Origin of the sequence: Lacisediminihabitans sp., assembly GCF_036569425.1 — a bacterium.
Taxonomy (GTDB): Bacteria; Actinomycetota; Actinomycetes; order Actinomycetales; family Microbacteriaceae; genus Lacisediminihabitans.
Genome location: NZ_DATCQQ010000003.1, coordinates 30,332 through 55,437, shown reverse-complemented (window position 1 = coordinate 55,437; position 25,106 = coordinate 30,332). Strand labels below are relative to the sequence as shown.

Genomic DNA, 25,106 nt, shown 5'->3' with positions numbered 1-25,106 from the left:
CAGGTTCCCCATGATCGCCCCCGCAATCCCCGCGCGGTTGCCGCGCTCTTGAATAATAGGCGAGAAACGCTCGGGGCGCTCTATTTTGACGCACCGGGAGACGAGAACGTCTGGCGGCATCCGCTGCAGTGGATGCTCGGCGACGACCTCCTGGTGGCCCCGGTCACCGAGGCGGGCGCCACCGAGTGGTCGACCTACCTTCCGGCCGGCGAGTGGGTCGACGCCTGGTCGGGCGCCGCCGTGGAGGGGGCCGCGTGGTGCAACGGCCGGCGCCCATCGACGAGATCCCGATCTACGTTCGGGCGTCTGCCTGGCCTCGCCTGTCGGCCGTGTTCGGGGTCTGATCGACCGGCTTGCCAGAATGTGCGGGCGGTGGTCGACACGGGGGCATGAAACGGGGGACTATGGAACCCAGCCGATCCCGAGGAGTGCCGTGTCCGATTCGTCCCGTCCCATGGTCGAAGAGCTCTCGGAGGAGGTCTGCTGGGAACTCCTGGGCGATGTCTCCGTCGGCCACCTCGCGGTGTCCACAGATGACGGGGTGGACATCTTCCCGGTCAACCTCCTGGTGAAGGATCGCGTGGTCTTCTTTCGGAGCGCGCCCGGTTCGAAGCTCATGGACCTCACGAAGTTTCCCGCGGTCGCCTTCCAGGTGGAGGGCACCCACCACCGCGCCCGCTGGAGTGTGGTGGTGAAGGGACGGGCCGAGCGGATGGCGCTGGACTCGGAGATCGAGGCGTCCGGCGTGCTCGGCCTGCACACACTGAGCCCCACGGAGAAGTGGAACTACGTGCGGATCCTGCCCGGCACGGTCACCGGGCGCCGGTTCATCGGTCCTCGCCGCTCGGTGAAGGAGATGGCGAAGGCGCTCTACGGGGGCTGAGCGCCGCGGTCTCGCCCACCAGTTGCAGCGGATGGACGGACGCTACGCTGTGGAGACCATGTGTATCGGCGGCGGGCAGGGCCTCGCGGCCGTCTTCGAACGGGCCTGAAGGGCGAACATGAAGGATCGCATCACCCTCCGATTCCTCGCGTCTCCCGGCGACGCCGATGGTTCGATCGTGCAGGCCGGCAGCGTGCTCGAGTGGATCGACAAGGCGGGCTACGCCTGCGCCGTCGGCTGGGCGGGGGCGTCCTGCGTCACCGCCTACGTCGGCAACGTCAACTTCGGCCGTCCGATCCACCCGGGCGAACTGGTGGAGGCCACCGCCCGGGTGATTCACACCGGGCGCACGAGCATCCACGTGCAGGTCACCATCTCGTCCGCCGACACGCGGGACGGCGAGTTCACCCTGGGAACGCACTGCATTCTCGTGTTCGTGGCCGTCGACGCAGCTGGACGGCCGCAGCGCGTTCCGGAGTGGGTGCCGCGCGGTCTCGAGGACCTGGAGATCGCTGCCGGGGCGGAGGGCCGCATCGTCGCCCGCGCGCGGATTCACGATGAGATGCGCCGCCAGAGGTACACGAGCGAGGGCACCGCGCCCAGGGTCACGTTCCGATTCCTCGCCGCGCCCTCCGTCGTCAACTTCGGCGGCAACGCGCACGGCGGAACCGTCATGCGTTGGATCGACGAGGCGGCCCGCACCTGCGCGACCGAGTGGAGCAAGCGGGCGACGATCGCCGTGTACTCGGGGGGAATCCACTTCTACCGGCCGATCCGCATCGGCGAGATCGTCGAGGTCGAGGCGCGGCTCATCCACACCGGACAGCGCAGCATGCACGTCGCGATCCACGTGCGGTCCGGCGACCCCATCGATCCGGTGATGGAGATGACGACGCAGTGCATGAGCATCCTCGTGTCGACGGGCGACGACGGCCGTGCGATTCCGGTGGCCGCCCTGATGCCGCGATCCGAGGAGGACCGGGCCCTCGACGCCCACGCGATCGACCTCATCGCCATGCGCGCGGAGCTCACCGCCCTGCCCGTCGACGGCCCGCTTCGCAATTCCGCCTGATCCGCCTGATCCGCCTGATCCGCCTGACCCGCCTGACCGGCGCGATCGGCCCGCTTCGCCGAGGCGAGCCTGCCGCACCGCCCGCGAGCTACTTGAGGATGCGGACCATCTTGCGGTTGACGAACTCCTCGATTCCGAAGCGGCCGAGTTCGCGGCCGAAGCCGCTCCTCTTGATTCCGCCGAACGGGAGTTCCGGGCCTTCGAGCCCGACACCGTTGACGAACACCATGCCGGCCTCGATCTGGTCGGCCACGCGCAGAACCTGTTCGTGGTCGGTCGAGAAGAGGTACGAGCCGAGGCCGAACGGGGTGTCGTTCGCGAGGGTGACGGCCTCCGCCTCGCTCGCGACGCTGTAGACGATCGCGACCGGGCCGAAGAACTCCTCGTGGTGCGCGTCCATCTCGGGGGTGACGCCGGTGAGCACCACCGACGGGAAGTAGGTTCCGTTGCGCTCGCCCCGCGCCACCACGGTCGCGCCCTGGGCGATGGCGCGCTCCACCTGCTCGTCGAGGCGGTCCGCGGCGAGGGCGGACGACAACGGTCCGAGAACCGTGCCATCGGCCATCGGGTCCGAGGGCACAGGCTCCGTGAGCTTGGCGGTGAAGCGCTCGAGGAAGTCGTCGTACAGGTCGCCGATCACGACGAAGCGCTTGGCCGCATTGCAGGACTGGCCGTTGTTGTCGACGCGACCCGCGACAGCCGCATCCACCGTTGCGTCCAGATCGTCGGTGCTGAGCAGGATGAACGGGTCGGACCCACCGAGTTCGAGCACCACCTTCTTGAGATTGCGGCCGGCGACCTCCGCCACCGCTGCCCCGGCGCGCTCCGAGCCGGTGAGGGAGACCCCGACGAGGCGAGGATCGGCGATCAAATCGGCGATCTGCTCGTTCGATGCGTAGATGTTGCGGTAGGCACCGGTCGGGAACCCGGCGTCGTCGAACATCTGCTCGATCGCGGCCGCCGATTCCGGGCACTGCCCGGCGTGCTTCAGCAGTATCGTGTTGCCGAGCACGAGGTTGGGTCCGGCGAACCGAGCCACCTGGTAGTAGGGAAAGTTCCACGGCATGATGCCGAGAAGGGGACCGAGCGACGAACGGCGCACGAACGCGCTGCCCTCCCCGTCCAGCAGCTCGATCTGCTCGTCGGCCAGGAACTTCTCGCCGTTGGTGGCGTAATAGGAGTAGATGGCGGCGCTGAAGTCCACCTCGCCCAGGGCCTGCTCGAGAGGCTTGCCCATCTCCCGCGCGATGATCTCGGCGAGCACCTCTCGGCGCTCGACATGAAGATCGGCGACCCGCTGCACGAGGGCGGCGCGCTCGCCGATGGTGCTGGTTCTCGACCAGGTGCGGTGGGCCGTCTCGGCCGCTCCGAGGGCGTCGTCCAGCTGGGCATCCGTGGCCGGCGAAAATACGGGTCCCCGGTCTCCGGTTGCGGGGTTGGTGACGACATACTCGCTCATAGTTGCTCCTCGATATCTCTCGTCGGGGGCTCTCCGTCCGACGCGCGCGCTGCGTCATCGCACCGTGCATCGGTCCGGCTCGCCACCGCATCGGTTCAACGAAACCTCAGGAGAAATCTACGGGATGAACCTGTGCCACGACCACGGACCGCCGCCGCTCAGAACGTGCAGCGACCGGCGCCCACCCGATTCGGCCGGTGTCCGGGAACGGTGACGATTGCCGTGGCGCCGACCGGAACCTCGACCTCCATCGTCAGCTCCCTGGCGAAGCGCCGCCAGGCAACGCCCAGAAGGCCTTCATCCAGGGAATCACGATGTTGGGGATCAAGGACCGACGTGGCCACCAGACCCGTGCCGGCTGCGCCATCCGCTTTCGAGGTTCGTGCCCGTTGGCTAACGTTGGGGGCGGCAGGGGCAACGGGCAACGCGAGGCGAGTCACGATGGATATCACGGTCTGGGTGAAGCCCGGCAGCCGCAAGGGACCCCTCGTCGAGGAGGGCGAGGATCGCTTCGTGGTATTCCTGCGCGAGCGAGCCGTCGATGGGCAGGCCAACGACGCTCTCATCGGTGTGCTCGCCACGCACTTCGGCGTGCCGAAGAGCGCCGTCAGCATCCTGCACGGTTATGCCTCCCGAGCGAAGCGCCTGCGCATCGACAGATAGGTCTCCGACCGTGACGGTTACCGGGGGTGTCGCACCGCGTCGTGCCGGGCTAGCCTTGGCGCGATGGGCTAGTCAAGAAGATCTCGGATGAGCGGAGACTCGAATGGCGACGGACGGCAGGACACGAGTGACGGTGCGAGACGGGCAGTGGGGTTTCGCCTTCCTGCTGGCGTACATCGGAGCCGCCATCTACTTCGTCTCCACATCGGACGGCTCATTCTGGGGCGTCATCCTCGGGCTGCTCCGGGCGATTGTCTGGCCGGTCTACGTCGTCTATCACGTGCTGGTGATGATCGGCGCCTGATCGCACGGCAGGACGCGGCACCCGGGGGCGGGGGAATGGGCTGATGAAGACATTCACTCCGCCGCAGACCAACCTGAACGCCTCGAACGTCGTCCTCGGCCCGATGAGGATCTCCGACCTCGACGACCAGGAGGTCCGCACCCTGATCGGTACCGCGCGCGATGTCGGCATCAATTTCTTCGATCACGCCGACGTGTTCTCACTGACCATCGCACGATGACTCTCCACGTCGACGAAGCAACGCTCAACAGCGGGAAACCACACCACTCAAAGGGGCGTCACCCAATCGATGAGAAGCGACATGTGGTTCAAGGCATGCGATCAGGCGGGATCTCTTGGTGCTTGTCACGATCAGCTTGCCACCGACGCTATTCGCCGATAGGTGCGCGGCAACGCATTCTGCATCTCTACAGACGATCGAGGAGCATCCAAGTGGACCACACTCACGCGGGATTCAAGAAGCGCTCTCTTGTGCGGCGGCGCATGACGCTCTCCCGCGCGGCTACGGTCGATGACGTGAATGCAGTCTCATCGGGTGACACGACCGCGGCAGCTGGTGCTGCACACCAGGTCCGACCCACCGTCAACTCTCGGCCGGCACCTCGATCAGCTGCGGACACTAGTGACGGTCCCTCCCGTTACGGTGAGCCTATGACAATGGCGATTCCAGACGAGAAGATCCCGCTTCTCCGAGACCTCATCCGGCGCATCACAGGCCTGATGTCCTGGTACCAGTTTGCTGGGTCGTTCGAGCAGCTCCCGCATTGGTACAGCCGTCTCCTCACCTCACTTCTGCTAGCGCTGGGAGACGGTCCGATCGACTACGTCACTGGACGACGCGCAGCCGACAAGCCTGGCGACGGCGAGTTGTTCATTCTCACCTCTGAGTTGGTCGTTCGCGCGGTCTTGGAGCCGACCAGCAGCCCACGAGAGTCTGGCTTCACCATTTCGATCGTTCCCAGGTCCGACCTGGAGTCATTCGGCGTGACGGGCAGCAACGCACCGATTACGAAGGATCCGTTCCCGGAATGGCCCGGAGAGGTGACTTACACGCTGAAATATGCCCGCAACGACAACACCATCAAGATCCCGATGGACACGATTGGGGCGACGTCAGAATCCCGGAAAGAGGTGCTCGACCTGCTCGACGGGTTCCGCAAGGATTTGCTCGCGAGGTAGTCAGTACCTGCTATCGCCCCAAGAGACGTTTGAACGCGACCGCGCGCTGTTCACCTCGATCTAGGTCGATCCAGTCGGCGGGGTGCAGGAGGATGGCGTCGCCTGGGAGGTGCTCGGCCGAAGCAAACCCTCGGTCCCTGGTGACGACGTATCGGTAATAGCGGTCGACTTCGATGAAGCCAGCGTCTCGGGCGGTTGCCAGTACGCGACCGTCCTCTCGGTCGAGCGGTGGCGACCCGAATGTGTCCAGGATTTCACCGACTGAATCACCGTCCGTCTGATCGACAATGCCCCAGACGAGTTCGTCCAGGAAGGCCTGTGCGCTATTCACACTCCATCCGAGACCTCGATCTCTCGGATCTGCCGCTTGGGGAGATTGGTGAAGCTTGTAGGCGGCGGTGCCGTTGATGTGGTCGCTCGTCCATACTTCGCGGCGAACCCCGGACGGTGATTGCCCGGACCGAAGTGAGGCAATCGCTCTCAGACTGTCGATTCGAGCGTCTGTTGGGTGGGGATTTGGCTCCGTCGCGTGGATCGCGAGAGCGGCCTCGAACGCGTCCCATGAGAACGGATCGCCCAACAATCGCGCCAGATCGAGGTAGATGTTCACGTCAAAGACGACGAGAACACGTTCGTCGGGCGCAGCCGGTGTCTCAGCCACCAGCTCGCGCTGGCGGCCGACCTACTCGAAACAGCTCAGACGCTCGTGCGCGTTCGCTCTCGCTGCGGAATCCGTCTGCGCCCCGGCCGAAGACGGGGGTCTGTGCAGGCTCTCGATACTGCGCAAGCCTCTGCGCCAATGCGACGTATGTTGGCCACGCAGCACCGAGCTCGTCACCTGGCAGGCGAATGCTCATCACGCCAAGACGGTAGTGCACGGGCCACGGACCGACTTCGTGCGTAAGCTTGCGGAGGCCTCCTGCTGTGAGTCGGCCAGCGACACCCCACACTTCGTTCGCGATCAACTCATCCTCGTCGGCGAGCTTCATTGTCCCCGCCCGCTCGATCTCCGTGATTGCGGTGTTCTTGAAGCTCTTGTATCGCGTATAGACCGGGTATACCGCGGGGCCATGGTCCCAGGCTTGAACGTCCTCCACGAACGCGGGTGCCTGACGCACGTACTCGCTGGCGCTTTCGGCGAGGGTCACCAATTTCTGGAGCTTCATGTTGGTGATGGGCAACTCGGCCTCTTGGCCAAATTCTAGGAACCGAGCGGCCCAGGAGTTAGCAATTTGTGTTTGCTGCACGGGTCATCTCCTTCCCCTGGTCGGGCGCCGTTTGCTTGCCAAAAGGTTACAGCCTACTCGACCTACAACTCCGGAGGCCGGGCACGCATTCCGGGCCTCGCCTGGGGGTCCATTGGAACTGTCCACGGCCGCACGGGCTACCGTGACTCATGACATACAGCTTCCACGTGCCGTTCTGGCTTCCACCGGATCAGCGACTCACTTGGGCGGAAAAAGTTCTCGTCCTTCATTCGTCGCCCGATGAGTACGTCTACGTGCAAGCCGACCTCGTTGACGAGATCACCGATGCCGACCGGCTGTCTCTTCGCGGCGAGCGTTACATGTCGGCAAACCTCGCAGCTGAAGCGGGCAGTCGTTGGATGGGTTGGCTGACGCTGGGTCTTACGGACCTGATGATCGGAGTCGATTTTCGACCCGCTGGTCCGAGAAGCTTCATGAGCGACTTCTTCCTCGACGCAATGCGAAACGCAGATCCGGCTCATCAACACTTTCGCGAACACTCCGGACTTCTGGTATTCCAGTCCGATCCTCCGGCGATCTTTCATGGAATGGACGTCGAAGATGTCGTGTCCAAGCGTGCCGAAGATCTGTTGGAGCGGGCGCTTGGCGCTCAGGCGCGAGGCGCTCGAATGAGCTCAGAGCTGACACTCGCTTAAAATGTGTACGCGTGTGCCATGTTTCAGACCTCCGACGAGGCGCGCTTTATGGTTCTGATGACCGCAGTCGAAGTCCTTGTGCCGTCGCGACGTAGGCCCGAACATCTGCTCGTGGTCATTGAATCGCTCCTAGAGGACATCTCGCAGAGCGACTCCCTGGCATTCGCCGAGGCCGAAACCTTGGCGAACGGGATCCGGGGGCTCAGGAACGAATCAATCCGGTCGTCGGGGCGGCAGTTCGCGTCGCGACTGACCGCTCGCAGCTACCTTGGGCGGCCCGCCCCAGAGTTCTGGACATATGCGTATGGCCTTCGAAGCGCCGCCTCCCATGGCGGCGCGACACCCACAAATGTGTCGAAACTTCGGGAGGCATCTCCTGAGCTTCAATGGTTTCTGCGTGATTTGATCCTGAGCCTGTCATCGCCAGAAGCGGAAGAACCTGGGGCTGAACAACAAAAAGAAGGCTAAGAGGACTATCTGAGGTCGAAAAGAGGATCATTCTCGGGAGCCCGTAAAGAGTGCCCAGTAACGACGGGCGAATTGAGCTTCACGAAGAGCACGCTCAACCGCGTCTTGCGCAGGATCAGCATGGATTGAACAGCTATAAAGTACAGGCGAATCTCATACTGAACCCAGGATTCGTCGCCGCCGAGAAGAGCTAGCCGGCTCGGCAGAGAGTTCTTTCGCGCGGCGAGCCCGCGCTTCGAGCGTCTGGGCCGAAAACAGCACGGAACAAGACCGCGTCGAAGAGGGGCGATTTCGGGCTCAAGTTCTCATCTATTTGATTGAATTCTCATCTGGCCTGATAAAGCACAGGACAAGTGGAAAGACGCTGGAGCGAGCGACGGGAATCGAACCCGCACTACCAGCTTGGGAAGCTGGAGTTCTGCCATTGAACTACGCTCGCGTGGCCGCACTCGCGCGCGGCACCCAACCATCGTATCGCGGCGGCTTGTCCGTCGCGCGCGAGGCCGGCGGGCGCGCTCCGGTAGTCTCGTGGCCATGCTGCTTTCGGACCGCGACATCAAGCTCGAACTCGACTCTGGGCGCATCGGGCTCGACCCGTACGAGCCGGAGATGATTCAGCCCTCGAGCATCGACGTGCGGCTCGACGGGTTCTTCCGGTTGTTCGACAACCACAAGTATCCGTTCATCGATCCGGCCGAAGACCAGCCGGACCTCACCCGGCTCGTCGAGGCGGCGCCCAACCAGCCGTTCATCCTGCACCCCGGCGAGTTCGTGCTCGGCTCCACCTATGAACTGGTGACGCTTCCGGATGACATCGCCGCGCGCCTCGAAGGCAAGAGCTCGCTCGGCCGCCTCGGCCTCCTTACCCACTCCACGGCCGGCTTCGTGGACCCGGGCTTCAGCGGCCACGTCACGCTCGAGCTGTCGAACGTCGCCACCCTGCCGATCAAGCTGTGGCCGGGGATGAAGATTGGGCAGCTCTGCTTCATCCGGCTCACGTCTCCCGCAGAGAAGCCGTACGGCTCGGCCGAGTACAGTTCGCGGTACCAGGGACAGCGCGGGCCGACGGCATCCCGGTCGTTCCAGAACTTCCACCGCACCGACATCTCGCGCGGTGAGAGCCTGCTCGACTAGTTAGACCGGCGTCTTCCACTGCTCGAGCTGCAGCACGAGCCACGGGCTGAAGGCGAACGGCGCCGCGGCGACCGCGTCGCGCAGTGCGGCCGGCTCCAGCCACTCGTATTCCGCGACCTCGTCGGGGTTGGCGCGCACGGCATCCGTGGTCACCGCCCGATAGACGGGGCAGATCTCGTTCTCGACCACCCCGGAGGCGTCGACGGCCCGGTAGCGAAAGTGCGGAAGCACCAGCTCGAGGCCCTCGATCGTGATGCCGAGTTCGAGGTGGGCGCGGCGAGCGAGGGCGTGCTCGAGTCGCTCGCCCGGCGCGGGATGACCGCAGAACGAGTTGGTCCACACGCCCGGCCAGGTGAGCTTTCCGAGCGCCCGCCGGGTGACGAGCACGCGCCCGTCCGGGTCGAAAACGTGGCAGGAAAACGCGAGGTGCAGGGGGGTCTCGACGCCGTGCACTGAGAATTTCTCCGCCGTGCCGACGGGATTCCCGGAGTCGTCTACAAGTACGACGAGTTCCGCGTTTGAGGTCATGACTGTCCGTTACCCTGAGGATGTGACTGGCCACGATCGGGGGACTCCGCGGGTACGGAGCGACGCCCAGATCGACGCCGTGCGGGAGTGCCCAATCAGCCTAACCAGAAACGCGCGAACCCACGTTCTGAGGCCTTCGGCAGGCGGGCGCGCGTGAGCCGGCTCAGCCTCTACGACCGGGTGGCCGAGCAGACGGCGAGCGTGGTGATCCGCCGCTATTCCACGTCGTTCGGCCTCGCCTCGCGGCTGCTCGCGCCGCCGGTGCGCCGGCACGTGGAGAACATCTACGCCCTCGTGCGCATCGCCGACGAGGTGGTGGACGGCGGCGCGGCCGAGGCCGGGCTCGATCCAGTGCACACGGCGCGGGTGCTCAACGACCTCGAGCGGGACACCGAGGCGGCCATGGCCCAGGGCTACAGCGCCAATCTGGTGATCCACGCGTTCGCCCGCACGGCGCGACAGGCGGGATTCGGCTCCGAGCTCACCGTGCCGTTCTTCGAGTCGATGCGCATGGACCTGTGCGAAACGGAACACGATGACGAGAGCTTCGAGCGGTACGTCTACGGGTCGGCCGAGGTTGTCGGGCTCATGTGCCTTCGCGCCTTCCTCGAGGGCGTCGAGGTGACCGAGCAGGAGGATGCCCGGCTCGTGCACGGGGCCCGTCGCCTGGGCGCTGCCTTCCAGAAGGTCAATTTTCTGCGCGACCTCTCCGACGACTTCGAGACGCTCGGGCGCAGCTACTTTCCCGGGGTGCGCGTCGACTCGTTCACCGAGGCGGACAAGGTGCGCCTGCTCGATGACATCGACGCGGATCTGCGGGTGTCGGCCTCGGCGATCCCGTCCTTGCCCGCCAGCTCCCGCCGGGCGGTCGCTCTCGCCCAGGGACTCTTCGCCGAACTCTCCGCTCGACTCCGCGCCACTCCGGCCAGCCAGCTCGTGCGCTCCCGCGTGCGGGTGCCCACCCCGGTGAAGCTGCGCATCGCGGCCGGTGCCGCGGTCGGCCGCACCCCGAGGGCGGCCTCGTGAGTACCGTCGTCGTGATCGGCGGTGGCATCGCGGGCCTCGCCTCCGCGGCCCTGCTCGCGAAGGACGGCCACACGGTGACACTGCTCGAGGCGCTCCCGAACGTCGGCGGCCGGGCCGGATCGTGGGAGCACGACGGCTTCCGGTTCGACACCGGGCCGAGCTGGTACCTCATGCCCGAGGTCTTCGACCACTTCTTCCGACTGCTCGGCACGAGCGCCGAGGAGCAGCTCGAACTTGTAACCCTCGATCCCGGTTACCGGGTGATCTTCGAGGCAGAGGCCGAGCCGCTCGACATCACGGCCAGCCGTGAAGAGAACCTCGACCTCTTCGAGCGGGTCGAGCCCGGCTCCCGGCCCGGCATGGAGCGTTACCTGGACTCCGCGCGGCAGACCTACGAGATCGCCAAGCTGCGGTTTCTCTACACGAGCTTCGCCGACATCCGCCCCCTGCTGCGTCGCGACGTGCTGTCCCGGGCCGGCACGCTCGCGACACTGCTGCTGCGCCCGCTCTCGAGCCTGGTCGACCGCACGGTGAAGGATCACCGGCTGCGCCAGATCCTGGGCTACCCGGCCGTGTTCCTCGGCTCCTCGCCGTATATCGCTCCGAGCATGTATCACCTGATGAGCCACCTCGACTTCGAGGGCGGGGTCATGTACCCCATGGGCGGCTTCACCCGGCTCATCGAACAGATCGCGAAGCTCGCCGAGGCACAGGGCGTCACCATCATCACCCGGGCCACGGCGACAGCCATCACCACGCGCGGCAGCGCCGCGGCGGGCGTCGAATACACGGATGCCTCCGGGAGCATGCAGAAGGTCGCTGCGGACATCGTCGTGTCGGCCGCCGATCTGCACCACACAGAGACGCGCCTCCTGCCGCCCGAACTGCAGACCTATCCGCAGGGCTACTGGGACGGCAAGACGCCCGGCCCGAGTGCCCTGCTGCTCTACCTGGGCGTGCGGGGCGAGCTGCCGCAGCTCGAGCACCACACGCTCTTCTTCGCCCGGGACTGGAAGACGGGCTTCGAGAAGATCTTCGGCGCCGATTCGGCCGTGCCCGAACCGGCGTCGCTCTACGTCTGCAAGCCGAGCGGCCTCGACCCGTCGGTCGCGCCGGGGGGCTTCGAAAACCTCTTCGTGCTCGTGCCAATACCCGCCGATCCGAGCATCGGCCGCGGCGACGTCGACGGCGACGGTGACACCAGAATCGAGGTGCTCGCCGACACGGTGATCGAGCAGATCGCGGAGTGGGCGGGCATCCCCGACCTCGCCTCGCGCATCGTCGTGCGCAAGACGGTGGGTCCTGGTGACTTCGAGAACGACCTCCACACGTGGCGTGGCACGGCCCTGGGGCCGGCCCACACGCTCGGCCAGAGCGCTATGTTCCGCACCGGGAATATAAGCAAGAAGGTGGCCGGGCTGTACTACGCCGGCGGGTCGACCATCCCGGGGATCGGGCTACCGATGTGCCTGATCAGCGCCGAGGTGCTGGTCAAGCGGCTGCGCGGAGACGTGTCGACGGAGGCGCTGCCCGAACCCCTCCGGCCCACGGTCTGCTAGTGGGCGCGCTGTACCTCGTCGCGCTCGCGATCGCGCTCACCGGAATGGTGCTGCTCGACCGCCGCTTTCGGTTGTTCTTCTGGGCGGATGCCCGGCGGGCGACGATCGTGCTCGTGGCGGGGGTCGCCTTCTTCCTCGCCTGGGACGCGGCGGGAATCGGCCTCGGCATCTTCTTTCGCGGCGAGACCAGCTTCATGACCGGGCTCGTGATCGCGCCAGAGCTGCCGGTGGAGGAGGTCTTCTTCCTCGCCCTGCTCTGCTACCTCACGATGAACGCGGTGGGGGCGGCGACGCTCGTGCTGTCCCGGCGCGGGGCGCGATCGTGAGCTCGTCGTCATGAGCTCGCCGTCATGAGTTACTGGGCGCTCAACGCGGTCTTTCTCGCGGCGGTGGCGGTGATCGGATGCCTGGCGCTCGTCGCCGGCCGCCGTCGCGGTGGCCTGCGCTGGGCATCCATTGCCCTCGCCGGCGCGCTCCTGCTCGTGACGACGGCGATCTTCGACAACCTGATGATCGGGGTGGGCCTGGTCGGCTACGACGCGTCGAAGATCTCCGGCGCGTTCCTCGGCATCGCGCCGCTCGAGGACTTCGCGTACCCGGTCGCGGCCGTGCTGCTGCTGCCTTCGCTCTGGGTTCTTCTCGGAGGGCGCCGCGATGAACGCCGCTAAGAGCCTCTTCGTCTCCTCCCGGCCGCTCAGCTGGGTGAACACCGCGTTCCCCTTCGCGGCCGCCTACTTCATGGCGACGCGGCAGGTCGACGTGGTGTTCATCGTCGGCACGATCTACTTCCTCATCCCGTACAACCTCGCGATGTACGGCATCAACGACGTGTTCGACTACGAGTCCGACCTGCACAATCCGCGCAAGGGCGGGGTCGAGGGGGCGCTCCTCGACCCGGGGGTGCACCGGTTGACCCTGTGGGCAGCGGTGATTCTCACCGTGCCGTTCCTCGTGTTCCTCGTCGCCGTCGGGCGCCCACTGTCCTGGCTCGTGCTGGCAATCAGCGTCTTCGCGGTGATCGCCTATTCGGCCCCGCGGCTGCGGTTCAAGGAGCGGCCGTTTCTCGACTCGCTCACCTCGAGCACCCATTTCGTCTCGCCGGCGGTCTACGGCCTCGTGCTGGCCGGTGCCGTCTTCACCCCGGCCCTGTGGGCGCTGCTCGCGGCTTTCTTCCTCTGGGGTCTCGCCTCGCACGCCTTCGGCGCGGTGCAGGACATCGTGGCCGATCGCGAGGGGGGCATCGGCTCGATCGCGACCGTGATCGGTGGTCGGGCCACGGTGCGGCTCTCGTTCTTCGCCTACCTCTTCGCCGCGATACTGCTGCTGTTCACGAGGTTTCCCGGCCCGTTCTCGGCGATTCTCATACTGCCATACGCTGCGAGCGTGCTGCCGTATTGGTCCATCACGGATGCGGATGCCGAGCGCGCCAACCGCGGCTGGAAGCGGTTTCTCTGGCTCAACTTCGTCACCGGATTCCTCGTGACGATGTTGCTCATCTGGTACGGCATCCTCACCGCCGATTGCGGCGCACCGTCGTTCGGCTGGTTCGCATACGTGCCGTTGAGCAGCGAGGTATTCCAGCCGTTGGGGTACTGCGGCTAGGCGGTCGGGGCTACCCGCGGCGGGCTACGCGCGGCGGGCAGGGGCATAGCTGGCGCAAGGCGTGCACCGGGCGCCCGCGCGGCAAAGCAATGCAGGAGTAATACACTCGACCCGAGCCGAGATTCACTCGCTGAACCTCATCGCGCGCCGCGTCGCACAGGAGGACCCATGCAGAAGACCGCCACCGTCTACGACGTCGCGGCACACGCCGGGGTGTCGATTGCGACGGTGTCGCGGGTCTTTCGTCGTCCCGACGATGTACGCGCATCCACCAGGGAGCACGTGCTCGCCTCGGTGCGGGTCCTCGGCTACGTTCCGAGCGCGAGCGCCAGGGGGCTCGCGGCCAGGCGCACGGGGGTGCTGGGCCTCTACTTTCCCGACTTCGACGCGGTGGACGACGTGGACGACACCGACTTCGCATACTCGCCGCGGGTGGAAGTGGTGGTCGACATCCCGGACTCGGGCGACGTGCGCCGCCCCAACCTCTACTTCGACGAGGTGCTGCGCGGCAGCGAACTGCAGGCCTGGCGGGACGGCTTCACCCTGATGGTGGGCGTCGGTCGCGGATCCAACCCGATCGAGATGGTGAGCGACATCGCGGGCCGGGTGGATGGGCTCGCCCTGCTCGCGCACAGCGTGCCAGACGACGTGCTCGAGCACGTCTCCCGTCGCATCCCGATCGTCTTGATCGCCGGCGAACGGCGCGGCGACGACTTCGACCACGTGACGGTGGCGAACGCCGAGGGCATGCACGCCCTGGCCAGGCACGTGATCGACGACCTCGGGGTGCGCGACGCGGTCTTCGTCTCCGGCCCCCGGGACACCCCGGACGACCGGGAGCGATACGGCGGGTTCCGCCGGGCGCTCATCGAGAGCGGCGTCGACCCGGGTTCGCTCGCCGTCTTCCACGGCGACTTCTCGCGGGAGCGCGGCCGGGTGATCGCGAACGAGATCCTGGCGGCCGGGCGACCGCCGCGCGCCCTCATGTGCTCGAACGACCAGACCGCGCTCGGCATCATCGAGGTGCTCACGGCGCGGGGCGTTCGAGTGCCGGAGGAGACGATCGTCACGGGCTTCGACGGCATCGAGGAGGGCCGGCTCTCGACCCCGCGACTGACCACCGTGCAGCAGCCGATGGTGGATCTCGGGCGAGCGGCGATGTGGGTGATGCGTAGCAGGCTGGAGGATCTCGCCCAGCCGCCGATCGCGCTGCGGCTGCCGGTGAAGCTGTTGCTGCGGGAGAGCTCCGAGGGGTCGGGCGCGGCCCGAAGGTAGCCGGGCGGGGAGCAAAACGCGGCTCGCCAGCGTGAGCCGTGCCGAGGACCGATGGGACCTCGCGCAGGCGCCCGGTTCGAGACCCCGCCATTGCCAAACCGGAGTGTATGCGCATACACTCGCCGAGTACGCCGCGCGGCGTTCCCCCCGGAACACCCGACCGCGACTGTCGACGACGACACGAAGGAAGTACTGGGCAATGAAGCATCAGTTGCGACGCATCACCCGAGTGAACGGTCCGGCCGCGCCGGCCGACAATCCGAGGCCCGCCCGCCTGGCTCGCGTGGCCCGCCCGGCCCGCCTCACGGCGACCATCGCCGTGGGGGCCGTGATCGCCGCCGCCATGGTGGCCCCGCAGGTCACCAGTGCGCGGGCGTCCGACGCCCCGTCGGCAACCACCCTGAGCGCAGCACAGAGGGCAACGCTGCTCGGGATGGCGGGGGACACCTGGAAGTTCTTCGAGAAGGCCGTCGACCCGGTGACCCACCTTCCGCTCGACAACCTCGGACCGGACGGCGTTCGCGGCACGTACACGTCCGCCGCCAACATCGGTGTCTACCTCGAGTCGGTCGTGGCCGCCAACGACCTCGGGCTCATCGGCCGGTCGACGGCCACGTCGCTGATCGCCGCCACCATGAAGACGGTCGGCACGATGCAGCGCGACCACGGCTTCCTGCACCAGTGGTACGACACCGGCACGGGCAAGGCCATCCTGAACCCCGGCGACGTCTTCTGCGACACGAGGACAACGCCGGCGCAGGACAACTGCTCGTTCCTCTCCGCAGTCGACAACGGCTGGTATGCGGCCGGCCTGCTCGTCGTGCGGTCGGCCTTCCCGGAGCTCACGGGCGCAGCCAACGCGCTGATCAAGCCGATGGACTTCTCGATCTTCTACGACAACCGCGCGCAGACCGCCTGCAACACCAACCCGGCGATCGAGGGCAACCAGCCGACCGGGCAGATGTTCGGCGGCTACTACTCCGGCCAGGGACCGGCCGGCTACCACAACGGGGCGCTCTACAGCGATCCGCGCATCGCGATGTACGTGGGCATGGGCCTGCACCAGATGCCCGGCGACGTCTGGTGGCGCACCTGGCGCACCCTGCCGCCGAAGCAGTGCGACACCGACCCGGACTTCTCCTGGCAGGGCCAGGCTCCTGTCGGCTACTGGAAGACCATCCGCGATCCGCAGTCCGGCAAGCCGTTCCGCGTCTGGGAGGGCCACTACACCTACCCAGGCAGCACGCTCACGCACATCCCCACCTGGGGCGGCGGCATGTTCGAGGGCCTGATGGCCAACCAGATCGTGCCAGAGACCGAGTGGGGCGCTCGCGGGCTCGGGCTGGCCGACAAGCGCCTCGCCCAGGTGCAGATGAAGTACGCGACCGAGCAGCTGAAGCTGCCCGTGTGGGGGATGTCGCCCTCGAGCACCGCAGACGACACCGGCGGGTACGGCATCTTCGGTGCGGTCGGGCAGAAGTTCGGAACCGGCAACGCCCTCTCCCAGTGTGGCGTCGGGTGTGCCAACGAGACGACAGAGACCACGGTGACTCCGCACGCCTCGTTCCTCGCCCTCGGAGTCATTCCGCAGGAGGCATACGCCAACATCGAGAAGCTCCGCACGCTCTACCCGGGCAGCTACAGCGCGGACGGCGGCTTCTTCGACGCGGTGAACCCCACCACGGGGGCGGTCGGCCACCGCCGACTCGTGCTCGACCAGTCGATGATCATGATTTCGCTCGACAACGCCCTGGCGAACAACGCACTCCGCGGCCACTTCGCCAGGGACCCGGCGTCGTGGGCGGCCCGCACCTACCTCGGCGCGGAGACGATGTCGCTGCGCTGATCCGCACCGGGCGCCGCCGCGGCACTGAACCACGCGGCGGCGCCCTGGCACATCCGTCCCGATCCCACGAAAGGACTTGCCAAACCAAATGTATGCGCATACACTCAACCAAGGGTGCACGACCCGTATCCATTTGCACAGAACGCGTGGCAACTTCGCCGCGAAGGTCAATGACGACGTGAAGGAAGTACCCGGCAATGCATCCAGGTAGACGCAAATCAATGACAGTGTTCGCCGTGCTCTCCGTGGCCGCCGTGCTCGCGACGAGCGCATGCAGCATGAGTGTCAAGGGCGGAAGCACCCCGGCCGCCGACGGCTCCATGCTCGTCGGCGCCGACAACGGCTCGCCCACGTTCGAGAAGAACTTCAACCCGTACGCGCCGAATAAGCGCATCGGCACCACATACATGTACGAGCCGCTCGAGGTCGTGAACACGCTCGACGGCAAGGAGACGCCGTTCCTGGCCACCGGCCACACCGCGCCCGACGCCAAGACGGTCGTCTTCGACATCCGCACCGGCGTCAAGTGGAGCGACGGCAAGCCGTTCAGCGCGAGCGACGTCGCGTTCACCTTCCAGTTGCTCAAGAATCACAAGGAGCTCGACCTCAAGGGCGTGTGGCAGCGAGTCGACTCCGTGGCGGTGGACGGCCAGAAGGTCACGTTCACCCTCAAGACCGACGACGTTCCGGCCGCCCGCGTGATCGAGCAGACGCTCATCGTGCCCGAGCACGTGTGGAAGTCGGTGAAGGACCCGGTCAAGGAGACCAACGGCAAGCCGGTCGTGACCGGACCCTATGTGCTCGGCTCGTTCAGCCCCAACCAGTACACACTCGCCAAGAACAAGAACTACTGGCAGGCCGACAAGGTGGCCGCGGACAAGCTCGTGCTCCCCGCAACGAACACCCAGCTCGACGTCGTCAACAACGGCTACGACTGGGCGTACTCCTTCATGACCGAGGTCGACAAGACCTGGGTCGGAGCGAACAAGCAGCACAACAGCTACTGGTTCCCCCCGGGCGGCAACGTGAGCCTCTACCCCAACCTGACAAAGGCGCCGTTCAGCGACGTCAACTTCAGGCAGGGTCTGTCCTGGGCGCTCGACCGCAGCAAGATCGCGGACAACGCCGAACAGGGCTACGTGGATGCCGCGGGCCAGAGCGGCCTGCTCCTGCCGAACCAGAAGACGGCGCTCAACACCGCGCTGCCGGACGGCGGGGCGATCACGCAGAACGTGCAGAAGGCGCTCGACTACTTCGCCAAGGCCGGCTTCACGAAGAAGGGCGACACGCTCGTCGACGCGTCGGGCAAGCAGCTCTCCTTCTCGATCACCACGGCCAACGGGTATACCGACTGGCTGCAGGGAGTCAAGACGGTCCAGGGCCAGTTGAAGGCCATCGGCATCGACGTGAAGATCAACCAGCCGCAGCCTGCCGCATACAACCAGGCGCTGCAGGGTGGCAACTACGATCTGGCGATGGGCTCGTTCGGCGGCACTGGGTCGATCTACGACGACTTCAATAACCTGCTGAACAGCCAGTTCGCCGTGCCGGTCGGCACGCCGACCACCTCGAACTTCGAGCGGTTCAACGACCCGAAGGTCGACCAGATCCTGGCGACCCTCAAGGCCACGAGCGACCCGGCCGAGCAGAAGAAGCTCGGCGACCAGCTGCAGTCGGTTGTCTACGACCAGGTGCCGGCCATCGCCCTGTTCTACGGCGGTCTGTGGGGACTCTTCAGTGACAAGCAGTTCACCGGCTGGCCGAGCGAGAAGAACCCGTACGCCTCGCCGATGACGTGGGACTCCAACCCGCTGCTCATTCTCACCCATCTCACGAAGGCCGGCGCCTAACCGCACCGACCAGGACGGCCCCGGTCGCGCGCCACGAGCGTGCGGCCGGGACCGGCCACCGCAAGCCATACGGGTCGCAAGCCCCAATGCCGCAGGCACAACCTGCCGCAGGCCCTTAACTCCCGCAGGCGCAACCTGTCGCAAGCCCCAACTGTCGCAAGCCCCAACTGTCGCAAGCCCCAACTGCCGCAAGCAAAGAATGGAGGTGGTGTTTCGTGAGCTTCGTCGTGAAGAAGGTCGGTCTGCTGCTTCTCACGCTGTGGGCGGCGATCACCCTCAACTTTCTGCTTCCGCGACTGATGCCGGGCTCGCCGGCCGATGCCGCGATCGCAAAACTCGCCCAGAGCGGGCCGGTGAGCGCCTCGGTGCAGGCCGCCATCAAGTCCCAGCTCGGGGTGCCGACCGGCAACATCGGGGAGCAGTACGTTTCATACCTCGGCAACCTCGCGCACTTCGACTTCGGGGTCTCGTTCACCTTCTTTCCGCAGTCGGTGTCGAGCCTCATCTCCGCCGCGCTGCCGTGGACCATCGTGCTCGTCGGGGTGGTGACGATCGTGTCCTTCGTCTGCGGCACCCTGCTCGGCGTGCTCGCCGCATGGAAGCGGGGAACCTGGCTCGACACCCTGCCCACCGGCGGCGGCGCCTTCGTCTCGGGATTTCCATACTTCTGGACCGCCCTGCTCCTGCTCTTCTTCCTCGGCTACGTGGCCGGACTGTTCCCGCGGTCCGGTGCCTACGGTGCCACCGTGACGCCCAACTTCTCGATCGAGTTCTTCGGCGACGCGATTTACCACTCCGTCCTTCCCACCCTGACGATCCTCATCACCTCGCTCGGCGGGTGGGTGCTCGGCATGCGCAACAACATGATCAACACCCTCGGTGAGGACTACGTGACCTTCGCCGAGGCCAACGGGCTCAAGCCGAAGACCGTGGCGCTGCGCTACGCCGCCCGCAACGCCCTGCTGCCCAACCTCACCGCCTTCGGCCTCGCCCTCGGCGCCGTGGTCGGCGGCTCGCTGCTGGTGGAGCGCGTGTTCAGCTATCCGGGACTCGGCTACCTGCTATACAACGCCGTGACCAACCAGGACTACCCGCTCATGCAGGCCCTGTTCCTCATGATCACGGTGAGTGTGCTGCTCGCCAACTTCATCGTGGACATTCTCTACGGGGCGCTCGACCCGAGGACGAGACGATGACCGGCACGACGATCAGAAAGACCTTCGCCGCCCGCCGAGGGGCGGCCCCGCTCCTGATGCTCGGGCGCGCATTCGCCGCCCTCTGGAGCAGCGGCAAGGCGCGGATCGGGCTCGTGATCCTGGGCCTCCTCGTGCTCGTGGCGATCTTCGCGCCGCTGCTTGCGCCATACTCGGCCACGGACAACAGCTTCGCCCGCGGCGACAGCGGCAGCCCGGCCCACCTGCTCGGCACGACCGGTGCCGGTGAGGACGTGCTCTCCCAGCTGCTATACGGCACGAGGATCTCGCTGTTCGTCGGCATCGCCGCCGGCACACTGGCGACCCTCGTCGCCGTGCTCGTCGGGCTCAGCTGGGGCTACGCCCGTACGCTCGTCGGCGACGTGGTCAACTTCATCGTCAATCTCTTCCTCGTGATCCCGGCCCTGCCGTTGATGATCGTGATCGCCGCCTACCTGCACAACGGAGGCATCGGCATGATCGTGCTCGTGGTGGTGATCACCGGCTGGGCCACCGGCGCGCGGGTCTTGCGCTCCCAGACCCAGACCCTCCGCTCCCGGGACTTCGTGACAGCCGCCGTGTTCAGCGGCGAGAGCTCAGCGCGGGTCGTCTTCCGGGAGATCCTGCCGAACATGACCTCGCTCATCGCGGGCAGCTTCCTCGCCGCCGCGGTCGGCGCGATCCTCGGCGAGGCGGGGCTCGAGTTCCTCGGCCTCGGCGACGTGAACACCGTGAGCTGGGGAACCATGCTCTTCTGGGCGCAGAACAGCAACGCGATGCTCACCGGCCAGTGGGTGCTGCTCTTCGCGCCTGGGCTGTGCATCGCCCTGCTGGCCGCGTCCCTCGCTCTCATCAACTTCGGGGTCGATGGCCTGAGCAATCCGCGTCTGCGAGAAGGAGCCACACGATGAGCCTGCTCACCGTTCGAGACCTGTCCGTCGGCTACGAGTCGCCTGGCGCCGTGGCGGTGCCCGCGGTGAAGGGGATCTCCTTCGAGCTGGCCCAGGGCGAATTCGTGGGCCTGGTGGGGGAGTCGGGATCCGGCAAGTCCACCCTCGGGCTCGCGATCACCCGCCTCGCGAAGGCGCCGGCGCGCATAACCGGAGGCAGCATCCTCTTCGACGGCACGGACATCGCGGCGCTCAGCGCCGAGAACCTTCGGTCGCAGCGGCGCGGCGGATTCGCGATGGTGCCTCAGTCCGGCATGAACTCGCTCAACCCGGTGCGCAGGGTGCGCGACCACTTCTACGACATCTTCCGCGCCCACGGGCACGTGACCGTGCACGACCGGCTGGCCCGCGCGAGGGAGCTCGTGGGCAAGGTGGAACTGCCGGCGTCGGTGCTCGACCGCTACCCCGGCGAGCTCTCCGGCGGCATGCGGCAGCGGGCCACGATCGCCCTCGCCCTGTCGCTCGAGCCGCGGCTGATGGTGTTCGACGAGCCGACCACCGCCCTCGACGTGCTCGTGCAGCAGGCCGTGATGGCCACCATCCGGCAGCTGCAGAAGGCGGAGAACTTCACCGCCGTGCTGATCAGCCACGACCTCGGCATCGTGCTCGAGACCACCCAGCGGGTGATGGTGATGCACGAAGGCGCGATCGTGGAGGATGCGTCGAGCCGCGACATCCTGCTGCGCCCGCAGCACGAATACACCCGCATGCTGCTGAGCCACTACGGCGACCCGCGGGCGGATGTCGTGTCGGTGCCCGGCATCGAGTCGCGCGCGCCGGAGGCCGGTTCGCCGGCGAGTTCGAGCCGCCCGGCCCGCTCGGCACGCGAGGGCCGGGCCGCGCTCGAGACCCTCGTGGTGGACGGCGTCTCCAAGGTGTATCCGCGCCCCCGCCGCGGCGAACAGCCGGTGACCGCGGTGAACGACGTGTCGTTCAGCCTCGAGCCGGGCCAGTCGATGGCGCTCGTGGGCGCGAGCGGCAGCGGCAAGAGCACGATCGCCAAGCTCATCACCGGGGTGGAGCGCCCCACCGCCGGCAGCATCGTCTTCGGCGACCTGAGGGTCGACGCGATCCGCCGCCGCGACCTCAAGCGGCTGCATCGCGAGGTGCAGATGGTGTTTCAGGACCCGTACACGGCGCTCAATCCGCTGCACTCTGTGGAGTACATCCTCACCCGGCCGGTGCTCAACTACTCGAACCTGCGAGGCATCGATGCCAGAAGGCGCGTGCTCGACCTTCTCGACACCGTGGGCCTCACCCCGGTGGAGCAGTTCGCCGCCAAGCTCCCGCACCAGCTCTCCGGCGGCCAGCGCCAGCGGGTGGTGATCGCCCGGGCACTCGCGAGCGACCCGCAGGTGATCATCGCCGACGAGCCGGTCTCCATGCTCGACGTGTCGCTGCGGGCCGGAGTGCTCGCGCTGCTCGAGAACCTGCGGCAGACGTTCGGAGTGAGCATGCTCTACATCACCCACGACCTGCTCAGCGCGCGCCTCGTCACCGACCAGATCATGGTGCTCAACAGGGGCTCGGTGGTGGAGTCCGGCGAGACCTCGTCTGTACTACGCAACCCCCAGGACGAGTACACGATCCGCCTTCTGGATGCCGTGCCCAACCCCGGCCGGGCCGACGTGGCCTGAAAACCAGCACCCTCGCCCACCGCCTTCTACCAGGAGACCACCATGCTCGAATTCCCCGCCGGCTTTCTCTGGGGCGCGGCAACCGCCGCCCACCAGATCGAGGGCAACAACATCAACAGCAACTGGTGGGTGCACGAGCACACGCCGGGCACGAGCATCGTGGAGCCGAGCGGTGACGCCGCGGACAGCTACCACCGCTACCGCGATGACATGCGCATCCTCGCCGACCTGGGCCTCAACTCGTACCGGTTCAGCGTGGAGTGGGCGCGCATCGAGCCGGAGCGCGGCTTCGTCTCCCGGGCATCCATCGACCACTACCGGCGCATGGTCGACACCTGCCTCGAGTTCGGCCTCAACCCCGTCGTCACCCTCATGCACTTCACCGTGCCGCGCTGGTTCGAGCGCGACGGATTCTGGCGGGCTCCGGATGCCGCGGACCTCTTCGCCCGCTACACCGAGCTCGCCCTGCCGATCGTCTCGAGCGGGGTCGACTACGTCTGCACCATCAACGAGCCGAACATCGCGGCGATGCTCGCCGGCGGTGAGGATGCGGCCAGCCTCGTGGCGTTCGGACTGCCGAACCCCGACCTGCAGGTAGCGGATGCCCTGCTCGACTCCCACCAGCGCTCGCGGGAGGTGCTCTCCTCGGTTTCGGGCCTCAAGACCGGCTGGACCGTGGCGACCCAGGCCTTCGCGCCGACGACCCTGCCCGACGGGTCTATCGAGCCCGGCGCCTCCGAGGCGCTCGTCGCCTACGGCCATCCGCGCGACGACTGGTACCTCGAGAACATCGCGGGCGACGACTTCGTGGGCGTGCAGGCCTACACGCGCACCTTCGTCGGTCCGAAGGGTCCGGTGCCGGTCTCGCCGCACGTGGAGACGACCCTCACCGGCTGGGAGTTCTTTCCGCCGGCCGCCGAGTTCGGCATCCGCGCCGCCTGGGAGCTGAGCGACCGCGTGCCGGTGATGGTCACCGAGAACGGCATCGCCACCGCCGACGACTCCCGGCGTATTGCATACACGCGGGGCGCCCTCGAGGGCATCCACTCCGCGATCGCCGACGGCATCGAGGTGCTCGGCTACCAGCACTGGAGCGCCCTCGACAACTACGAGTGGGCGTCGGGGTTTGCGCCGACCTTCGGCCTCATCGGCTGGGACCGCGAGACCTTCGCGCGCACGCCGAAGCCGAGCGCGGAGTGGTACGGGGCGGTGGCGCGGGCGAACGGTCTGTAGGCGCTCGCAGACTCCCGCGCCGCATTAACGGCAGGAGCCTACTCGGCCTGCGCCTGCTGTTCGGTGGCCCAGCCGAGGTTGCGCGCGATCCGCTCGAGGGTCGCGAGGGTGCGGTCGTACTCCTCCTCGGTCACGCCCTTGCCGGCGAGCTCGCGATTGGACTGCACGACGACCGAGAGGCCGGTGAGCGCGGTGCGGCCGTGCTCGGTCAGCTCGTAGCCCGATGGCGTGACCGCCACCCAGCCGCTCTCCACGAGTTCGGCCAGGTGGTCGTCGGCCGACTCACCGTCGTCGACGGCAAGGAAGGGCTCCACCGCGGCATTCAGCGCATCGACGGTGGCATTTCCCCGCGCGAGCACATTCAGCAACTGCCACTGGCGCCGGGTGACGCCGTGCTCCTCGAGGGTGAGCGCGAACCGCTCGTCGATCAGGCGGTCGACGAGCTTGAGCCAGAATCCGATCGGACGTTGATCAGTCATGCGCCAAGGCTACGCGAGGCGCCGGGAATGCCCCTAGTACTCGAAGCCGAGCTCCTCGGGGTAGTCGCCGAGGGCCGTGAGGACGGCCGCCGCCTTCTGCAGGTGGGCGAGGGTGAGGCCGAGCGTGCCCGGGCCGAAGCTCACCCGGGCGATGCCGAGCTCCGCGAGCCGTTTGAGCGGCACCGAGGTGGGGTTGGCGATCACGGCGACGGGCCCGTTGACGTCGCGCACGGCGCGCTCGACCAGTCCCTCGGTCGGCAGGCGCAGCACGAAGACGCTCGTGGCTCCCGCGTCGAGGTAGCGGTTGGCGCGGTCCATGGCCCCAGCCCAGTCGGCCGGCTTGCTCACGAGGGAGTCGACGCGAGCGTTTATCGCGAGCGGCACGCCCGCGTCTTCCGCGGCGCGACGGGCGGCGGCGACCCGGGATGCGGCATCCGCCGGCTCGCGGAGTGGTCCGCTGGCCGACTCGAGCGAGTCCTCGATGTTGAGGCCGGCCGCGCCAGCCTCGATCAGGCGAGCCACGTTGGCTCGCACGCCCGCGGCATCCGGGGCGTAGCCCTTCTCGAAGTCGACGGACACCGGAATGTCCACGGCGCCGGCGATGAGGCGCGCGGTCTCGAGCGCCTGCTCTACGGTGAGGCCCTCGTTGTCTGGCACCCCGTGCACGAAGCTCACGGCGTGGCTCGCGGTGGCGAGCGCCTTCACGCCGCGGGCCTGCGCGACGATGCGCGCCGTGACCGCATCCCACACGTTCGTGACGATGAGCGGTTCGCCCGGGATGTGCAGCGAGGCGAGCAGGGCGGCCTTGTCGGCGGTGGAGGTCATTGCTTCAGCCTGTCACACCCCTCAGTGCCGCTACGCGC

The 25,106-nt window shown here is 67.0% G+C and carries 29 protein-coding genes, 1 tRNA gene and 1 pseudogene; 23 read left to right on the top strand and 8 right to left on the bottom strand.

What is annotated here, in order from left to right:
* Positions 1-48: 48 nt before the first annotated feature.
* The 4 genes and pseudogenes from VIM54_RS15865 to VIM54_RS00360 all read left to right on the top strand — a co-directional run bounded on the left by VIM54_RS15865 (position 49) and on the right by VIM54_RS00360 (position 1,955).
* On the top strand, positions 49-393 hold the full coding sequence (locus tag VIM54_RS15865) for a hypothetical protein (protein WP_414673145.1): 345 nt from the start codon (positions 49-51) through the stop codon (positions 391-393).
* Positions 394-433: 40 nt separating this feature from the next.
* A complete protein-coding gene (locus VIM54_RS00370) occupies positions 434-883 on the top strand; it encodes a pyridoxamine 5'-phosphate oxidase family protein (protein WP_331898176.1) in 450 nt (149 codons plus the stop codon).
* A gap of 19 nt (positions 884-902) precedes the next feature.
* Positions 903-992: pseudogene (locus tag VIM54_RS00365) on the top strand (hypothetical protein); the annotation flags it as partial.
* A 9-nt stretch (positions 993-1,001) separates the two neighbouring features.
* Positions 1,002-1,955: an acyl-CoA thioesterase gene (locus tag VIM54_RS00360; RefSeq protein ID WP_331898174.1), complete on the top strand. Its 954-nt coding sequence runs from the start codon at positions 1,002-1,004 to the stop codon at positions 1,953-1,955.
* An 88-nt stretch (positions 1,956-2,043) separates the two neighbouring features.
* On the opposite strand, the gene VIM54_RS00355 is transcribed toward VIM54_RS00360, so the two are convergent.
* Both VIM54_RS00355 and VIM54_RS15860 read right to left on the bottom strand, forming a co-directional pair.
* Positions 2,044-3,414: an NAD-dependent succinate-semialdehyde dehydrogenase gene (locus VIM54_RS00355; protein WP_331898173.1), complete on the bottom strand. Its 1,371-nt coding sequence runs from the start codon at positions 3,412-3,414 to the stop codon at positions 2,044-2,046.
* 158 nt (positions 3,415-3,572) lie between these two features.
* Positions 3,573-3,758, bottom strand: a complete 186-nt coding sequence (locus tag VIM54_RS15860; RefSeq protein WP_414673144.1) for an alpha-L-rhamnosidase C-terminal domain-containing protein — start codon at positions 3,756-3,758, stop codon at positions 3,573-3,575.
* 97 nt (positions 3,759-3,855) lie between these two features.
* Here VIM54_RS15860 and VIM54_RS00350 point away from each other — a divergent pair, with 97 nt between their 5' ends.
* The 4 genes from VIM54_RS00350 (at position 3,856) to VIM54_RS00335 (ending at position 5,560) form a co-directional block, all read left to right on the top strand.
* On the top strand, positions 3,856-4,077 hold the full coding sequence (locus VIM54_RS00350; RefSeq protein WP_331898172.1) for a DUF167 domain-containing protein: 222 nt from the start codon (positions 3,856-3,858) through the stop codon (positions 4,075-4,077).
* 103 nt (positions 4,078-4,180) lie between these two features.
* Entirely contained in the window at positions 4,181-4,381 is a 201-nt protein-coding gene (locus VIM54_RS00345; RefSeq protein ID WP_331898171.1) for a hypothetical protein, read from the top strand.
* Positions 4,382-4,424: 43 nt separating this feature from the next.
* Positions 4,425-4,601 (top strand): hypothetical protein, encoded by a 177-nt coding sequence (locus VIM54_RS00340; RefSeq protein ID WP_331898170.1) that lies wholly within the window; start codon positions 4,425-4,427, stop codon positions 4,599-4,601.
* A 437-nt stretch (positions 4,602-5,038) separates the two neighbouring features.
* Entirely contained in the window at positions 5,039-5,560 is a 522-nt protein-coding gene (locus VIM54_RS00335) for a hypothetical protein (RefSeq protein WP_331898169.1), read from the top strand.
* Positions 5,561-5,570: 10 nt separating this feature from the next.
* Here VIM54_RS00335 and VIM54_RS00330 read toward each other — a convergent pair whose 3' ends face one another.
* A complete protein-coding gene (locus tag VIM54_RS00330; protein ID WP_331898168.1) occupies positions 5,571-6,221 on the bottom strand; it encodes a hypothetical protein in 651 nt (216 codons plus the stop codon).
* Positions 6,214-6,807 (bottom strand): Panacea domain-containing protein, encoded by a 594-nt coding sequence (locus tag VIM54_RS00325; RefSeq protein WP_331898167.1) that lies wholly within the window; start codon positions 6,805-6,807, stop codon positions 6,214-6,216. The genes VIM54_RS00330 and VIM54_RS00325 overlap by 8 nt, the downstream gene beginning before the upstream one ends.
* 149 nt (positions 6,808-6,956) lie before the next feature.
* Between VIM54_RS00325 and VIM54_RS00320 the strand changes: the two genes are divergently transcribed.
* Together VIM54_RS00320 and VIM54_RS00315 are read left to right on the top strand one after the other, a co-directional pair.
* Positions 6,957-7,463, top strand: a complete 507-nt coding sequence (locus VIM54_RS00320) for a hypothetical protein (protein WP_331898165.1) — start codon at positions 6,957-6,959, stop codon at positions 7,461-7,463.
* An 18-nt stretch (positions 7,464-7,481) separates the two neighbouring features.
* On the top strand, positions 7,482-7,931 hold the full coding sequence (locus VIM54_RS00315; protein ID WP_331898163.1) for a hypothetical protein: 450 nt from the start codon (positions 7,482-7,484) through the stop codon (positions 7,929-7,931).
* Positions 7,932-8,296: 365 nt separating this feature from the next.
* Here the strand turns inward: VIM54_RS00315 and VIM54_RS00310 are convergent.
* Positions 8,297-8,370: transfer RNA gene (locus VIM54_RS00310), tRNA-Gly, on the bottom strand.
* Positions 8,371-8,465: 95 nt separating this feature from the next.
* On the opposite strand from VIM54_RS00310, the gene dcd reads away from it, so the two are divergent.
* Complete coding sequence (gene dcd / locus VIM54_RS00305; protein WP_331898161.1) at positions 8,466-9,065, top strand: dCTP deaminase; 600 nt, start codon at positions 8,466-8,468, stop codon at positions 9,063-9,065.
* On the opposite strand, the gene idi is transcribed toward dcd, so the two are convergent.
* Positions 9,066-9,593 carry an isopentenyl-diphosphate Delta-isomerase gene (gene idi, locus VIM54_RS00300; RefSeq protein WP_331898160.1) on the bottom strand — a complete coding sequence of 176 codons (528 nt, stop codon included), beginning with the start codon at positions 9,591-9,593 and terminating at the stop codon, positions 9,066-9,068.
* A gap of 153 nt (positions 9,594-9,746) precedes the next feature.
* Here idi and VIM54_RS00295 point away from each other — a divergent pair, with 153 nt between their 5' ends.
* From VIM54_RS00295 to VIM54_RS00240, 12 genes are all read left to right on the top strand, one after another.
* Positions 9,747-10,619, top strand: a complete 873-nt coding sequence (locus VIM54_RS00295) for a phytoene/squalene synthase family protein (RefSeq protein WP_331898159.1) — start codon at positions 9,747-9,749, stop codon at positions 10,617-10,619.
* Complete coding sequence (gene crtI / locus VIM54_RS00290) at positions 10,616-12,178, top strand: phytoene desaturase family protein (protein WP_331898157.1); 1,563 nt, start codon at positions 10,616-10,618, stop codon at positions 12,176-12,178. Before VIM54_RS00295 ends, crtI begins: the two co-directional genes overlap by 4 nt.
* Positions 12,178-12,504 (top strand): lycopene cyclase domain-containing protein, encoded by a 327-nt coding sequence (locus tag VIM54_RS00285; protein WP_331898155.1) that lies wholly within the window; start codon positions 12,178-12,180, stop codon positions 12,502-12,504. The genes crtI and VIM54_RS00285 overlap by 1 nt, the downstream gene beginning before the upstream one ends.
* 24 nt (positions 12,505-12,528) lie before the next feature.
* On the top strand, positions 12,529-12,846 hold the full coding sequence (locus tag VIM54_RS00280) for a lycopene cyclase domain-containing protein (protein WP_331898153.1): 318 nt from the start codon (positions 12,529-12,531) through the stop codon (positions 12,844-12,846).
* Entirely contained in the window at positions 12,833-13,780 is a 948-nt protein-coding gene (locus VIM54_RS00275) for a prenyltransferase (protein WP_331898151.1), read from the top strand. Before VIM54_RS00280 ends, VIM54_RS00275 begins: the two co-directional genes overlap by 14 nt.
* Positions 13,781-13,948: 168 nt before the next feature.
* A complete protein-coding gene (locus VIM54_RS00270; RefSeq protein ID WP_331898149.1) occupies positions 13,949-15,055 on the top strand; it encodes a LacI family DNA-binding transcriptional regulator in 1,107 nt (368 codons plus the stop codon).
* A 199-nt stretch (positions 15,056-15,254) separates the two neighbouring features.
* Entirely contained in the window at positions 15,255-16,901 is a 1,647-nt protein-coding gene (locus VIM54_RS00265; RefSeq protein ID WP_331898147.1) for a glucoamylase family protein, read from the top strand.
* A gap of 221 nt (positions 16,902-17,122) precedes the next feature.
* Positions 17,123-18,751, top strand: a complete 1,629-nt coding sequence (locus tag VIM54_RS00260) for an ABC transporter substrate-binding protein (RefSeq protein WP_331898146.1) — start codon at positions 17,123-17,125, stop codon at positions 18,749-18,751.
* 215 nt (positions 18,752-18,966) lie between these two features.
* Positions 18,967-19,947 carry an ABC transporter permease gene (locus VIM54_RS00255; protein ID WP_331898144.1) on the top strand — a complete coding sequence of 327 codons (981 nt, stop codon included), beginning with the start codon at positions 18,967-18,969 and terminating at the stop codon, positions 19,945-19,947.
* The gene (locus VIM54_RS00250) at positions 19,944-20,855 is read left to right on the top strand and encodes an ABC transporter permease (protein ID WP_331898142.1); all 912 of its coding nucleotides are present in this window, start codon (positions 19,944-19,946) and stop codon (positions 20,853-20,855) included. The genes VIM54_RS00255 and VIM54_RS00250 overlap by 4 nt, the downstream gene beginning before the upstream one ends.
* On the top strand, positions 20,852-22,531 hold the full coding sequence (locus VIM54_RS00245; RefSeq protein ID WP_331898140.1) for an ABC transporter ATP-binding protein: 1,680 nt from the start codon (positions 20,852-20,854) through the stop codon (positions 22,529-22,531). Before VIM54_RS00250 ends, VIM54_RS00245 begins: the two co-directional genes overlap by 4 nt.
* 42 nt (positions 22,532-22,573) lie before the next feature.
* Entirely contained in the window at positions 22,574-23,764 is a 1,191-nt protein-coding gene (locus VIM54_RS00240) for a glycoside hydrolase family 1 protein (protein ID WP_331898138.1), read from the top strand.
* Between the two features lie 38 nt (positions 23,765-23,802).
* Here VIM54_RS00240 and VIM54_RS00235 read toward each other — a convergent pair whose 3' ends face one another.
* A complete protein-coding gene (locus tag VIM54_RS00235) occupies positions 23,803-24,243 on the bottom strand; it encodes a MarR family transcriptional regulator (protein ID WP_331898137.1) in 441 nt (146 codons plus the stop codon).
* Positions 24,244-24,276: 33 nt separating this feature from the next.
* Entirely contained in the window at positions 24,277-25,068 is a 792-nt protein-coding gene (locus VIM54_RS00230; RefSeq protein WP_331898136.1) for an isocitrate lyase/phosphoenolpyruvate mutase family protein, read from the bottom strand.
* Positions 25,069-25,106 lie beyond the last annotated feature (38 nt).

What these genes read in the sequence shown, in the direction of transcription:
- VIM54_RS00360 (WP_331898174.1), top strand. Translation starts at nt 1,002, where the DNA reads ATGAAGGATCGCATCACCCTCCGATTCCTCGCGTCTCCCGGCGACGCC.
- VIM54_RS00355 (WP_331898173.1), bottom strand. Translation starts at nt 3,414, where the DNA reads ATGAGCGAGTATGTCGTCACCAACCCCGCAACCGGAGACCGGGGACCC.
- VIM54_RS00350 (WP_331898172.1), top strand. Translation starts at nt 3,856, where the DNA reads ATGGATATCACGGTCTGGGTGAAGCCCGGCAGCCGCAAGGGACCCCTC.
- VIM54_RS00345 (WP_331898171.1), top strand. Translation starts at nt 4,181, where the DNA reads ATGGCGACGGACGGCAGGACACGAGTGACGGTGCGAGACGGGCAGTGG.
- VIM54_RS00340 (WP_331898170.1), top strand. Translation starts at nt 4,425, where the DNA reads ATGAAGACATTCACTCCGCCGCAGACCAACCTGAACGCCTCGAACGTC.
- VIM54_RS00335 (WP_331898169.1), top strand. Translation starts at nt 5,039, where the DNA reads ATGGCGATTCCAGACGAGAAGATCCCGCTTCTCCGAGACCTCATCCGG.
- VIM54_RS00320 (WP_331898165.1), top strand. Translation starts at nt 6,957, where the DNA reads ATGACATACAGCTTCCACGTGCCGTTCTGGCTTCCACCGGATCAGCGA.
- VIM54_RS00315 (WP_331898163.1), top strand. Translation starts at nt 7,482, where the DNA reads ATGTTTCAGACCTCCGACGAGGCGCGCTTTATGGTTCTGATGACCGCA.
- dcd (WP_331898161.1), top strand. Translation starts at nt 8,466, where the DNA reads ATGCTGCTTTCGGACCGCGACATCAAGCTCGAACTCGACTCTGGGCGC.
- idi (WP_331898160.1), bottom strand. Translation starts at nt 9,593, where the DNA reads ATGACCTCAAACGCGGAACTCGTCGTACTTGTAGACGACTCCGGGAAT.
- VIM54_RS00280 (WP_331898153.1), top strand. Translation starts at nt 12,529, where the DNA reads ATGAGTTACTGGGCGCTCAACGCGGTCTTTCTCGCGGCGGTGGCGGTG.
- VIM54_RS00275 (WP_331898151.1), top strand. Translation starts at nt 12,833, where the DNA reads ATGAACGCCGCTAAGAGCCTCTTCGTCTCCTCCCGGCCGCTCAGCTGG.
- VIM54_RS00270 (WP_331898149.1), top strand. Translation starts at nt 13,949, where the DNA reads ATGCAGAAGACCGCCACCGTCTACGACGTCGCGGCACACGCCGGGGTG.
- VIM54_RS00265 (WP_331898147.1), top strand. Translation starts at nt 15,255, where the DNA reads ATGAAGCATCAGTTGCGACGCATCACCCGAGTGAACGGTCCGGCCGCG.
- VIM54_RS00260 (WP_331898146.1), top strand. Translation starts at nt 17,123, where the DNA reads ATGACAGTGTTCGCCGTGCTCTCCGTGGCCGCCGTGCTCGCGACGAGC.
- VIM54_RS00250 (WP_331898142.1), top strand. Translation starts at nt 19,944, where the DNA reads ATGACCGGCACGACGATCAGAAAGACCTTCGCCGCCCGCCGAGGGGCG.
- VIM54_RS00245 (WP_331898140.1), top strand. Translation starts at nt 20,852, where the DNA reads ATGAGCCTGCTCACCGTTCGAGACCTGTCCGTCGGCTACGAGTCGCCT.
- VIM54_RS00240 (WP_331898138.1), top strand. Translation starts at nt 22,574, where the DNA reads ATGCTCGAATTCCCCGCCGGCTTTCTCTGGGGCGCGGCAACCGCCGCC.
- VIM54_RS00235 (WP_331898137.1), bottom strand. Translation starts at nt 24,243, where the DNA reads ATGACTGATCAACGTCCGATCGGATTCTGGCTCAAGCTCGTCGACCGC.
- VIM54_RS00230 (WP_331898136.1), bottom strand. Translation starts at nt 25,068, where the DNA reads ATGACCTCCACCGCCGACAAGGCCGCCCTGCTCGCCTCGCTGCACATC.